The 12,592-nt window shown below is 69.5% G+C and carries 9 protein-coding genes; 4 read left to right on the forward strand and 5 right to left on the reverse strand.

The genetic code is table 11. The features are described from left to right. Positions 1 to 227 precede the first annotated feature (227 nt). On the forward strand, positions 228 to 1,676 hold the full coding sequence (locus IF00_RS0101700; RefSeq protein WP_030313357.1) for an endo-1,4-beta-xylanase: 1,449 nt from the start codon (positions 228 to 230) through the stop codon (positions 1,674 to 1,676). 57 nt (positions 1,677 to 1,733) lie between these two features. Here IF00_RS0101700 and araD read toward each other — a convergent pair whose 3' ends face one another. From araD to IF00_RS0101720, 4 genes are all read right to left on the reverse strand, one after another. After that, positions 1,734 to 2,447 (reverse strand): L-ribulose-5-phosphate 4-epimerase AraD, encoded by a 714-nt coding sequence (araD, locus tag IF00_RS0101705; RefSeq protein WP_030313359.1) that lies wholly within the window; start codon positions 2,445 to 2,447, stop codon positions 1,734 to 1,736. Positions 2,448 to 2,491: 44 nt separating this feature from the next. Next, complete coding sequence (gene araA, locus IF00_RS0101710; RefSeq protein ID WP_030313360.1) at positions 2,492 to 4,000, reverse strand: L-arabinose isomerase; 1,509 nt, start codon at positions 3,998 to 4,000, stop codon at positions 2,492 to 2,494. A gap of 75 nt (positions 4,001 to 4,075) precedes the next feature. After that, the gene (gene araB, locus IF00_RS0101715) at positions 4,076 to 5,782 is read right to left on the reverse strand and encodes a ribulokinase (protein WP_030313361.1); all 1,707 of its coding nucleotides are present in this window, start codon (positions 5,780 to 5,782) and stop codon (positions 4,076 to 4,078) included. 360 nt (positions 5,783 to 6,142) lie between these two features. After that, a complete protein-coding gene (locus tag IF00_RS0101720; RefSeq protein WP_051819684.1) occupies positions 6,143 to 7,153 on the reverse strand; it encodes a LacI family DNA-binding transcriptional regulator in 1,011 nt (336 codons plus the stop codon). Between the two features lie 263 nt (positions 7,154 to 7,416). Here IF00_RS0101720 and chvE point away from each other — a divergent pair, with 263 nt between their 5' ends. The 3 genes from chvE to mmsB are packed head-to-tail and all read left to right on the forward strand — an operon-like array spanning position 7,417 to position 11,407. After that, entirely contained in the window at positions 7,417 to 8,526 is a 1,110-nt protein-coding gene (gene chvE / locus IF00_RS0101725; protein ID WP_030313363.1) for a multiple monosaccharide ABC transporter substrate-binding protein, read from the forward strand. Beyond that, complete coding sequence (gene mmsA, locus IF00_RS0101730; protein WP_030313365.1) at positions 8,523 to 10,166, forward strand: multiple monosaccharide ABC transporter ATP-binding protein; 1,644 nt, start codon at positions 8,523 to 8,525, stop codon at positions 10,164 to 10,166. The genes chvE and mmsA overlap by 4 nt, the downstream gene beginning before the upstream one ends. Beyond that, on the forward strand, positions 10,163 to 11,407 hold the full coding sequence (mmsB, locus tag IF00_RS0101735; RefSeq protein WP_030313368.1) for a multiple monosaccharide ABC transporter permease: 1,245 nt from the start codon (positions 10,163 to 10,165) through the stop codon (positions 11,405 to 11,407). The genes mmsA and mmsB overlap by 4 nt, the downstream gene beginning before the upstream one ends. Positions 11,408 to 11,482: 75 nt before the next feature. Here mmsB and IF00_RS0101740 read toward each other — a convergent pair whose 3' ends face one another. Beyond that, positions 11,483 to 12,550, reverse strand: coding sequence for an aldose epimerase family protein (locus IF00_RS0101740; protein ID WP_030313370.1), 1,068 nt, complete (start codon positions 12,548 to 12,550; stop codon positions 11,483 to 11,485). Positions 12,551 to 12,592: the final 42 nt, after the last annotated feature.

The following is a 12,592-nucleotide window of genomic DNA, read 5'->3' on the forward strand; positions in this document are numbered from 1 at the left end:
GGGCCGAATTCCCGAAACATCTCCGAAACACTTGACATGTTCCTGCAGTGTTTCCAGACTGAATCCCGAGGACGCCACCGCCCCTTGACCTGCATGTCGCGGCGCCGGCCTCGTATCATTGCGCCCTGATGGTCCGCGTCTTTTATCCACGCACGCGGACATCATCCTCGCGGAATCTTTCCGCCGCGCTCGCATCCATCCGTGATTTCCGTACCGGAGGTCCAGCCATGCGTTCACATGCCATTCCCCCGTCCACCGTCCGCCGGAGAATAGGTGTCCTCGGCGCGGCGCTGATCGTCGGCGTCCTCGGTTCCGCCACCGTGCTGGTGGCGCCGCCGGCCTCACACGCCGCCGAGAGCACGCTCGGCAGTGCGGCGGCGCAGAGCGGCCGGTACTTCGGCACCGCCATCGCCTCGGGCAGGCTCGGCGACTCGACGTACACGACGATCGCGAACCGCGAGTTCAACTCGGTGACCGCCGAGAACGAGATGAAGATCGACGCCACCGAACCCCAGCAGGGCCGGTTCGACTTCACCGCCGGCGACCGCGTCTACAACTGGGCGGTGCAGAACGGCAAGCGGATACGGGGCCACACCCTGGCCTGGCACTCCCAGCAGCCCGCCTGGATGCAGAACCTCAGCGGCAGCGCGCTGCGCCAGGCCATGAACAACCACATCAACGGCGTGATGGCCCATTACAAGGGCAAGATCGGCCAGTGGGACGTCGTGAACGAGGCCTTCGTCGACGGCACCTCGGGAGCCCGGCGCGACTCCAACCTGCAGCGCACCGGCAACGACTGGATCGAGGTCGCCTTCCGCACCGCACGTGCCGCCGACCCGGCCGCCAAACTCTGCTACAACGACTACAACGTCGAGAACTGGACGTGGGCCAAGACCCAGGCCATGTACGCCATGGTCAAGGACTTCAAGCAGCGCGGCGTGCCCATCGACTGCGTCGGCTTCCAGTCGCACTTCAACAACGACAGCCCCTACAACGGCAACTTCCGCACCACCCTGCAGAGCTTCGCGGCCCTCGGCGTCGACGTGGCCATCACCGAACTCGACATCCAGGGCGCCTCGGGCACGACCTACGCCAACGTGACCAACGACTGCCTGGCTGTTCCCCGCTGCCTCGGCATCACCGTCTGGGGCGTGCGCGACACCGACTCCTGGCGAGCCGAGCACACGCCGCTGCTCTTCAACGGCGACGGCAGCAAGAAGCCCGCCTACTCCTCCGTCCTCAACGCGCTCAACTCCGTCTCCCCCAACCCCAACCCCACTCCGACCCCCTCCCCCGGCTCCGGACCGATCAAGGGAGTCGCCTCGGGCCGCTGCCTGGACGTACCCGGTGCCGTCACCACCGACGGCACCCAGGTCCAGCTGTGGGACTGCAACAACCGCACCAACCAGCAGTGGACCCACACCGCCGCGGGTGAGCTCAGGGTCTACGGCGACAAGTGCCTGGACGCCGCCGGCACAGGCAACGGCGCCAAGGTCCAGATCTACAGCTGCTGGGGCGGCGACAACCAGAAGTGGCGCCTCGACTCCGACGGATCCATCGTCGGCGTCCAGTCCGGCCTCTGCCTCGACGCCGCTGCCAACGGCACCGCCAACGGCACGCTGATCCAGCTCTACTCCTGCTGGAACAGCGGCAACCAGCGCTGGACCCGCACCTGACACGCTGCGGCGCACCCTGGAGGGGAGCCAGGATGATCCTGGCTCCCCTCGGTGCTATCAGGCGGAGGAGGGGTTGCCGTAGTAGGCGTCCGGGCCGTGCTTGCGTGTGAAGTGGCGGTCCAGGAGGTGCTGCGGAGGCTCGACCGTGCCCAGGGCGATGGTGTGGAGGGCCATCTCGGCCACCGCCTCGCAGATGATGGCGTGCTCCAGGGACGCGGTGGCGTCGGCGCCCCAGGTGAAGGGGCCGTGGTGGGCTACCAGGGCGCCGGGGACCTCGCGGGCCCGGATGTCGTCACGGCCCAGCAGGTCCACGATGACCTGGCCGGTGTTGTACTCGTAGTCCGTGGCGCACTGCTGGGAGGTGAGAGCCGCGGTGACGGGGACGGGACCGTTGAAGGTGTCCGCGTGGGTCGTGCCGAGCACCGGTATCGGACGACGGGCCTGAGCGAAGGCGACGGCATGGGTGGAGTGCGTGTGGGTCACGCCTCCGATGGAGGGGAAGGCCAGGTAGAGGCTCCGGTGCGTCTCTGTGTCGGTGGACGGTCGCAGGTGGCCCTCCACGACGCTTCCGTCGGACAGGGAGACGACGACCAGGTCCTCCTCGGTCAGCACGTCGTAGGCCACACCCGAGGGCTTGATGACGAAGACGCCGGCTTGTCGGTCCACTCCGCTCACGTTGCCCCAGGTGAGGGTGGCCAGACCGGCCCGGGGGATGCGGAGGTTGGCCTCCAGCACCTCCCGCCGCAGTTCCTTGGAGACGGCGGTGCTCACGGAGGGCTCCGTCCTCGTGGGGGTGGACGGGGTGGCGGGGGTGCTCACAGGCTCTGGGCCAGACGGTGGTACGCCTGGTTCCAGCGCATCTCGCGCGTGAAGGCCCGGACCGTGGTGCCCTCGTCGATGACGGCGAGTTCGGTCCGCAGCATCTCGGCGAGGTCGCCGAGCTCCTCGCCGCCGAGGGCGGTGGTCAGGACGGTGTGGTGCGGCGCTCCGGCCGTCAGCCAGGCCTCGGTGGAGGTGCGCAGGTCGGGACGGGGGCGCCAGACGGCCCGGGCGACGGGGAGCTTGGGCAGCGGCTCGGGCGGGGCGACGACGTCGATGTGGTTGGCGACGAGGCGGAACCGGTCGCCCATGTCGGCGAGACCGACGACGACGGCCGGACCGGGATCCGCGTCGAAGACGAGTCGGACCGGGTCCTCGCGTCCGCCGATGCCGAGCGCGTGGATCTCGCAGCTGGGCGTGGCCGTCGTGAGGGAGGGGCAGACCTCCAGCATATGGGCGCCGAGAATGAGTTCCTGGCCTGGCGTGAGGTCGTAGGTGTAGTCCTCCATGAAGGAGGTGCCGCCGGGCAGGCCGTGGGCCATGGCCTTCAGCGCGCGCAGCAGTGTGGAGGTCTTCCAGTCCCCTTCGCCGCCGAAACCGTAGCCGTCCGCCATCAGGCGCTGCACGGCGAGGCCGGGCAGCTGGCGCAGACCGCCGAGGTCCTCGAAGTTGGTGGTGAAGGCGCGGAACCCGCCGTCCGTGAGGAAGGTGCGCAGACCGGCTTCGACGCGGGCGGCGTAGCGCAGGGATGCGTGGCGCTCGCCGCCGGTCCGCAGCTCGGGCGCGAGGGTGTAGAGGTCCTGGTACTCCTTGACGAGGGCGGTGACGGTGTCCTCGTCGGCAACGTCGACCGCGGCGACGAGGTCGTTGACGCCGTACGTGTTGACCGAGACCCCGAACCGCAGCTGCGCCTCGACCTTGTCGCCCTCGGTGACGGCGACGTCGCGCATGTTGTCGCCGAACCTGGCGAGCTTGAGAGTGGTGAGTTCGGAGCGGCCGACGGCGGCGCGGGCCCAACCGGCGATGCGGTCGACGACCTCGGGGGTGGAGACGTGGCCCGCCACAGTCTTGCGCGGGACACCGAGGCGGGTCTGGACGAAGCCGAACTCGCGGTCGCCGTGGGCGGCCTGGTTCAGGTTCATGAAGTCCATGTCGATGGTGGACCAGGGCAGTTGGCGGTTGGCCTGGGTGTGCAGGTGGAGCAGGGGCTTGCTCAGGGCATCGAGGCCGGCGATCCACATCTTGGCCGGGGAGAAGGTGTGCATCCAGGTGACAAGACCGATGCAGCGGTCGTCGGCGTTGGCCTCCAGGCAGATCGCGCGGATGGCCGCCGCGTCGGTGAGGACCGGCTTCCACACCAGGCGGACGGTCATCCGGGGCTGCCCGGCGAGGGTGTCGCAGATGGCGCGGGACTGGTCGGCGACCTGCGCCAGGGTGTCGTCGCCGTAGAGGGCCTGGCTTCCGGTGAGAAACCAGATCTCGCGGTCGGGCTGGGCGAGCGTCATGTCGGGTGTGCTCCTCGGAGGTGCTGGGGCGGAGAGGTCGGGCCGGCGGAGGCCGGTGGTGGCGAGGCGCCCCGGTCAGCAGATGGTGACGAGGCGCGCGGTGTTGCGGATCCGTCGCAGGCGGTGCAGGAGGAGGTCCGCTCCGGTACCGAAGTGGTCGTGCAGGGCGCGGTACTCGTCGAACAGCGCGTCGTAGGCGTCCGCCCGTGCGGGGTCGGGCACGTACGCGTGGCGCTGGACGCTGCCCATCACGGAAGCGGCGGAGCGGACGTCGGGGTAGGCGCCCGCGGCGACCGCGGCGTGGATGGCTGAGCCGAGCGCCGGACCCTGCTCGGAGGTGCCGACGGACACGGGGCGGCGGAGCACGTCGGCGTAGATCTGCATCAGCAGCGCGTTCTTCCTCAGCCCTCCGGTGACGATGAACTCCTCGACGGGAATCCCGCCGCCCTCGAAAGTCTCGACGATCACCCGGGTGCCGTAGGCGGTGGATTCGAGCAGGGCCCGGTAGACGTCCTCGGGCCGGGTGTCGAGGGTGAGGCCGGCGATGACTCCGGAGAGGTGGTGGTCGACCAGGGTGGAACGGTTGCCGTTCATCCAGTCCAGGGCCACCAGGCCGTGCGCGCCGACCGGCTGGTCGGCGGCCTTGCGGGTCAGGAGCCCGTGGAGGTCCTCGCTCGCTGCCTCGGCCTCGGCGCGGTAGTGGTCCGGGACGCCCTGGCGGAGCCACCAGGCGAAGATGTCGCCTACCGCGCTCTGACCGGCCTCGTAACCGTAGGCACCCTCGACGATGCCGCCGTCGACGACCCCGCAGATGCCGGGGACCTCGGCGAGGGTGGCGCCGTTGAGTACGTGGCAGGTGGAGGTGCCCATGATGGCGAGCATCCGGCCGTTCTCCACGGCGCCCGCCGCGGGTGCGGCGACGTGGGCGTCGACGTTGCCCGCCGCGACGGCGATGCCCTTGGGGAGACCCGTCCAGTCTGCGGCCCGGCTGCTCAGGGTGCCGACGCGGGAGCCCAGCGGGGACAGGGGGTGCTCCAGGCGGGTGGCGGGGAAGTCGGCGAAGTCCGGGTGGAGTCCGGCGAGGAAGGCGGGCGAGGGGTAGGTCCCGTCCTGGTGGATGCCCTTGTAGCCGGCGGTGCAGGTGTTGCGGGACTCGCTTCCGGTCAGCTGCCAGACGATCCAGTCGGCCGCCTCGATCCAGCGGGCGGAGGCGGCGTAGACGGCCGGGTCCTCTTCCAGGACCTGCAGGGCCTTGGCGTACTGCCACTCGGAGGAGATCTTGCCGCCGTACCGTGCGATCCACTTCTCGCCGCGTGCGTGAGCGAGGGCGTTGATGCGGTCGGCATGGGCCTGGGCCGCGTGGTGCTTCCACAGTTTGGGCCAGGCGTGCGGGCGGTCGGCCCACTCGGACGTCAGGGCGAGCGGAGTGCCGTCCTGGGCGGTCGGCAGGACCGTGCAGGCGGTGAAGTCGGTGGCGATGCCGATGACGCGGGCCGGGTCGACTCCGGCGTCGGCGAGCGCCGCCGGCACAGCGGTACGCAGGACGTCGCGCCAGTCCTCGGGGTGTTGCAGGGCCCAGTCGGGGGGCAGGGGGGCGCCGGTGGAGGGAAGGTGGTCCTCGATGACTGCGTGGCGGTACTCGTGGACCGACGAACCGAGTTCTGCGCCGTCCCGGACCCTGACCACGACGGCGCGCCCGGAGAGGGTGCCGAAGTCGACTCCGATGGTGCATGCCTCGGGCTGGTGAGGGGCTGCGGGGCCGGAAACGGTGTGTGTGGTCACGATGCGGTCTCTCTCGTCATGAACAGGGCCAGAGGAGCACCCTGATTGTTAACGCTCACAATCAATCTGGACAAGAGCTGCGTGCAGTTCTTGCCGAACTTTCGGCAGGAAGCCGAGCTTGTGAAGTGAGCGCTCACCTACCGCCCCTGAGACGGCCCGGCGTCGCGACCGGCCCCGTGGGAGGACGAGCGGACGGAACGGTCGACGGAGCGCTTGCGGGGGCGGACCGACGCGCGTACGCAGCCGGACGCCGGACGCCGGACATCGAGCGACAGACGGCAGGCCCCGGACAGCAGAAACAGCGGACAGGAGACCTGACGCCGGCCTCCATGAGGTGGCGGCGAGAGCCCACCCCCCGCGTCAGGATTCGTTCGAGGGGCGCGTGCTCGCGCGCATGATGAGCTGCGGTTCCACCAGGAGGTGCTCGGCCTTCCGGGCGCGACCCTCGATGTGGTCCACCAGCAGCCCGATGCTCCGGCGCCCGATGGCGGCGAAGTCCTGGCGGACCGTCGTCAGCGGCGGAGGGAAGAACTCGGCCTCCGGGATGTCGTCGAAGCCGGCGACGGCGACCTGTCCGGGGGTGCGGATCCCGCCCTCGCGCAGCGCCCGCAGGACGCCGAGCGCCATCTGGTCGTTGGCGACGAAGACGGCCGTGACCGGTGTCGTCCCGCGACGGGCCAGGGCGAGTCCCGCGAGTTCCTGTCCCGCCCGGTACCCGGACAGCGGGCTCCAGTCCCCCGTCAGTACGCGCGGAGGGCGGATACCGCTCTCCTCCAGGACGGTGCGCCACCCCGCGGTGCGGGCCTCGCTCTCCAGCCAGTCGTCGGGGCCCGCCACGTGCCAGACGTTGCCGTGCCCGGCGGCGAGCAGGTGCTCCGTGACCATGCGGGCGCCGAGCTCCTGGTCGAGGGAGACGCCGGGCAGGTCGAGCTGGTGTCCACCCTCCACCGTGACCACGGGGAAGGGTGCGTCCAGCTCGGCGAGCGCCTGCACGTGCGAGCGTTGCGGGGTGATGGCGACGACGCCCTCCACGCCCCAGGACGCGAGGTGGTCGATGGCGTCCTTGAGCCCCTGCCCCTCTCCGGTGCGCAGACTGACGGTCGAGACGAGGTAGCCCTGCTCCCGGGCCGCCTCCTCCAGGCCGGTCAGGGTACTGGCAGGGCCGTACAGGGCGGTGTTGACGGCGATGACACCCAGCGTCCTCGTACGGCGCGTCACCAGGGCGCGTGCGGCGGAGTTGCGACGGTAGCCCAGCCGCTCGATGGCCAGGGTGACCTGTTCCCGGGTGGCCGCGCGCACGTTGGGGTGATCGCTCAGCACCCGGGAGACGGTCTGATGGGAGACCCCCGCCTCTCGTGCGACGTCGGCCATCGTCGGCGGGCGGACGTCATCCGCGGGATGCACCACGTTCGCCTCCCTTCTCCGTGCTTACGGGCTGTATATCGATGCGAGAAAAACCTTAGCGCCTCTTGTATCACGCTGTTGTGAGCGCTAACAATCAACCTCGACCGGGGCGCCGACGCCCCGGCCACCCAGCCGGAACGGCGCCGTCCCGGTGGTGCGAGCTCACGCGCCGCCGCCGGACCCGTCCCTCGGCCGGAGCCGCCCTCGACGACGGGATTGCCAGGTAACCCATGAAGAAGTTCCGATCCGCATCCGCCCTCCTGGCCGTGACCACCGGCTGTGCCCTGCTCCTGACAGCCTGCGGGCAGAACAGCGAGGGCGGCAGCCAGGAGTCGAAGGACACGAAGGAACTCACCATCGGCATCGCGATGCCCACCAAATCCTCCGAGCGGTGGATCGCCGACGGCCGCAACATGACCGAAAGCCTGAAGAAGGCCGGCTTCGCCACGACCCTGCAGTACGGCGAGGACGACCCCGACCAGCAGGTCGCCCAGATCGAGAACATGATCACTCAGGGCGTCGACGCCCTGGTCGTGGCCGCCATCAACGGCGAGGCCCTGTCCAACGTCCTGCAGCAGGCGGCCGACGCCCACATCCCGGTCGTCTCCTACGACCGGCTCATCCTGGGCTCCCCGCACGTCGACTACTACGCCTCCTTCGACAACGAGAAGGTCGGCGAGCTCCAGGCCACGTACATCGTCGAGAAGCTGGGGCTGAAGGCCGGCTCGAAGAAGGGCCCCTTCAACATCGAGCTGTTCGCCGGGTCCAACGACGACAACAACACCAAGTACTTCTTCAACGGCGCCATGAAGGTACTGAAGCCCTACCTCGACAAGAAGCAGCTGGTCGTACGCTCCCAGCAGACCCAGCTCAACCAGGTCACCACGTTGCGCTGGGACGGAGGGACGGCGCAGAAGCGCATGGACGACCTGCTGACCTCCTCGTACTCCACCGCCCGGGTCGACGCCGTGCTCTCCCCCTACGACGGCATCTCCATCGGCATCCTGTCCGCCCTGAAGTCCGACGACTACGGGAGCGCCGCCAAGCCGCTGCCGGTCGTCACCGGCCAGGACGCGGAGGTCGCCTCGGTGAAGTCGATCATCGCGGGCCAGCAGACGCAGACCGTCTACAAGGACACGCGCGCACTCGCGCAGGTCGCCGCAGACATGGTGACCGCCGTCCTCGCCGGCAAGAAGCCCGAGATCAACGACGACGCCACCTACGACAACGGCAAGAAGGTGGTCCCGGCCTTCCTGCTCGATCCGGTCAGCGTCGACAAGACGAACTACCGGAAGGTCCTGGTCGACTCCGGCTACATCAACGCCGAGGAACTGCGGTGACGCCCGCCCCGGCCCACTCCCCCAAGGTTCCCGTCTTCGCCTCGCCCCCGGCCGGGCCCGTCCTCGAGATGCGGTCCATCGTCAAGACATTCCCCGGGGTCAGAGCACTGTCCGACGTGACCCTGTCCGTGGAGCGCGGCGAGGTGCACGCCCTGTGCGGAGAGAACGGTGCCGGCAAGTCGACGCTCATGAAGGTCCTGTCCGGCGTCCACCCCCACGGCACCTACGAAGGAGAGATCCTCTTCGAAGGCGAGCCGTGCCGGTTCAAGGACATCAGGGCCAGTGAACAGCGCGGCATCGTCATCATCCACCAGGAGCTCGCACTCGTTCCCTATCTGTCGATCGCCGAGAACGTCTTCCTCGGCAACGAGCCGTCCCGGCGCGGGATCATCGACTGGCACGAGGCGCTGCGCCGTGCTTCCGAACTGCTCAGGCGGGTCGGGCTCGACGAACACCCCGAGACCCGGGTCGCCGACATCGGTGTCGGCAAGCAGCAGCTCGTGGAGATCGCGAAGGCACTGGCGAAGAACGTCCGCCTACTGATCCTCGACGAGCCCACCGCGGCGCTCAACGACGAGGACAGCGCGAAGCTGCTGCGGCTGATGCGGGAGCTGAAGAGCCAGAGCATCACGTCGATCATCATCTCGCACAAGCTGAACGAGATCGCTCAGATCGCCGACTCCGTCACCATCCTGCGCGACGGGCGCTCCATCGAGACTCTCGACGTCAGGGACCCCGCCACCACCGAGGAACGCATCATCCGCGGCATGGTGGGGCGGGACCTCGACAGCCGGTTCCCCGACCGCACGCCGTACGAGGGCCCGCCCTCCGCCGGCCCTGTCCTGGAGATCCGGGACTGGACCGTACGTCACCCCCTCGACCGCGGCCGCAAGGCCGTCGACGGGGTCTCGCTCCAGGTCCGCCGCGGGGAGATCGTCGGCGTCGCGGGACTCATGGGTGCCGGCCGCACCGAACTCGCGATGAGCGTCTTCGGCCGTTCCTACGGCCTCTACGAGCAGGGCACCGTGCTCAAGGACGGCCGCGAGGTACGGACACGCACGGTCCCCGAGGCGGTCGCCCACGGCATCGCGTACGTCACCGAGGACCGCAAGCACTACGGGCTCAACCTCGGGGACTCCGTGAGCCGGAACATCTCGCTCGCGTCCCTCGGCGCCCTCGCCCGCCGCGGCGTCGTCGACGGGCACGAGGAGCGCAAGGTGGCCGAACGGTACCGGCGGACCATGAACATCAAGGCTCCGAACGTCCTCGAGCCGGTCGGCCGCCTTTCCGGCGGCAACCAGCAGAAGGTCGTTCTCAGCAAGTGGATCCTCGCCGGGCCTGACGTCCTCATCCTCGACGAGCCCACACGCGGAGTCGACGTGGGAGCCAAGTTCGAGATCTACACCGTGATCGACCGGCTCGCCGCCGAGGGCAAGGCGATTCTCCTCATCTCCTCCGAGCTGCCCGAACTGCTCGGCATGTGCGACCGCATCTACACCATGGCCGCGGGCCGGCTGACCGGCGAAGTCGCCCGCGAGGGCGCCACCCAGGAAGTCCTGATGCGGCACATGACGCAGGACACCCCCGCACCACCGGCGGTCACCGCGGGCGCCGCCTCCAGCGAAGGACACCAGGCATGAGCACCGACGTCAGCACGAAATCGACCACGCCGGCGCCTCATGGCCGCTGGACTCCGTCCACCGGGGCACCGCTGACCCGGGTGCTTCTGGACGGCGTCCGGCGGAACATGCGCCAGTACGGGATGCTCTTCGCACTCGCCCTGATCGTGCTCCTGTTCCAGATCTGGACGGGCGGCGACCTCCTGCTGCCGCGGAACGTCTCCAACCTGGTGCTGCAGAACAGCTACATCCTCATCCTGGCCATCGGCATGATGATCGTCATCGTCTCCGGGCACATCGACCTGTCCGTGGGCTCCCTGATGGCCCTGGTCGGTGGCATCGGGGCGGTGCTCATGGTCGAGCACCATGTGGCCTGGCCCCTCGCGGTGCTCCTCACCCTGCTGCTGGGAGCCGTCGCCGGAGCCCTGCAGGGCTTCTTCATCGCGTACGTCGGCATACCGTCGTTCATCGTGACCCTCGCCGGCATGCTGCTGTTCCGCGGGCTCACGGAGATCTTCCTCAAGGGTCAGACGCTCGGCCCGTTCCCGGACGGACTGCAGAAGGTCGCCAACGGCTTCCTGCCGGAGGTGGGGCCGCAGACCAACTACCACAACGGGACCCTGCTCCTCGGCCTGGGACTGGTCGCCTACGTGGTGTTCCAGGAGGTACGGGACCGCCGTCGCCAGCGCGAATTCGCTCTGGAGCCGCTTCCCACGGGCCTGTTCGCGCTGAAGCTGACGGCACTGGTCGCCGCTGTCCTGGTCACCACCCTGCTGCTCGCAAGCTACAAGGGCGCCCCCGTGGTCCTCCTGATCCTGGCCGCGCTGCTGGTCGGCTTCGGTTACGTGATGCGCAACGCGGTGATCGGCCGCCACGTGTACGCGATCGGCGGGAACCTGCCGGCCGCCAAGCTGTCCGGGGTCAAGGACAAGAAGGTGACCTTCGCCGTGTTCCTCAACATGGGAATGCTCGCGGCGCTCGCCGGGCTCGTCTTCGCCGCGCGCTTCAACGCGGCCTCCCCGAAGGCGGGCGTGAACTTCGAACTGGAGGCCATCGCCGCCGCGTTCATCGGCGGGGCGTCGATGAGCGGTGGAGTCGGGACCGTCCTGGGAGCCATCATCGGCGGCCTGGTCCTCGGCGTGCTCAACAACGGCATGAACCTCGTCGGGGTGGGCACCGACTGGCAGCAGGTCATCAAGGGCCTCGTGCTGCTCGCGGCGGTGGGCTTCGACGTGTGGAACAAGCGCAGGGCGGGAGCCTGACAACGCTCTGGACATGGCTGTGCCCGCCGGCTCCTCCGCCGGCGGGCACAGCCATGTCAGCGTGCTCGTACGCGGTCAGCCGCGCGTGCTGAACCGCAAGACCGTCCTCGACCGGTACTCGTCGCCGGGGCGCAGCACCGCGGAAGGGTCACCGGGGCGGTTCGGGGAGTCGGGGAAGTGCTGGGTTTCCAGAGCGATGCCGGCGCCCGCCCGGTAGGGCGTACCGCTCTTGCCGAGGACCGTTCCGTCGAACTGGCCCGCGGTGTAGACCTGCAGTCCGGGCTCCGTGGTCAGCACCTCCATGCTGCGGCCCGTGGACGGCGCGTGGAGGACGGCGGCCCGGCGGAGGGTTTCGTCGCCATGCGGGCTCAGGACGAAGTTGTGGTCGTACCCGCCGTCCGCGCCGGGGCGGGCCAGGGCGTCGGCGATCCTCAGCGGCCGGCGGAGGTCGAACGCGGTGCCGGAGACGGGGCGGTGGTCCCCGTGGGGAAGGAGGTCGTCGTCGACCGGAGTGTAGTGGGAGGCGTGCACGGCGAGTTCGTGTCCGAGGATGTCGCCGGCGCCCTCGCCGTGGAGGTTGAAGTACGCGTGGTTGGTCAGGTTGACCAGGGTGGCCGCGTCGGTGACCGCCGAGTAGGTGAAGGCGAGTTCGCCGTCGCGGCCGATGAGACAGCTGACGGTGACGTCCAGGTTTCCCGGGAACCCCTGGTCGCCGTCCGGGCTCCGGAGGCGCAGGAGCACACCGGTCCACTCCGGGGTGTGCACGCTCTCGGCTTCCCAGAGGCGGGTGTCGAAGCCGTCGGTGCCGCCGTGCAGGCAGTGGCCGTTCTCCTGCGTGGTCAGCTGGTACGGCTTCCCGTCCAGAAAAAACCGGCCGTGTGCGATGCGGTTGGCGTAGCGGCCGACGGTGGAGCCGAAGTACCGGGCGGTGTCGGCCGCCCGGGCGGGGTCGTGGGGAGCGAGGACGATGTCGGCCGGGGTGCCGTTCCGGTCCGGAGCCCACAGCTCGTGGAGGCGGGCGCCGCGGGTGTGCACCTCCGCCGTGAGTCCGCCGGGGAAGCCGAAGGTCCATCGTTGTCCGGCGTACGGATCGGGGCGGCAGACCGGGGGGACCCCGGTGAAGGGGGACGGTGATGGGTTCATGGAGGTTCCTTGTCGGCGAGAGGGCACAGCCGGAAAGGGGCA

Source organism: Streptomyces flavochromogenes, assembly GCF_000717595.1.
Lineage (GTDB): Bacteria > Actinomycetota > Actinomycetes > Streptomycetales > Streptomycetaceae > Streptomyces > Streptomyces flavochromogenes.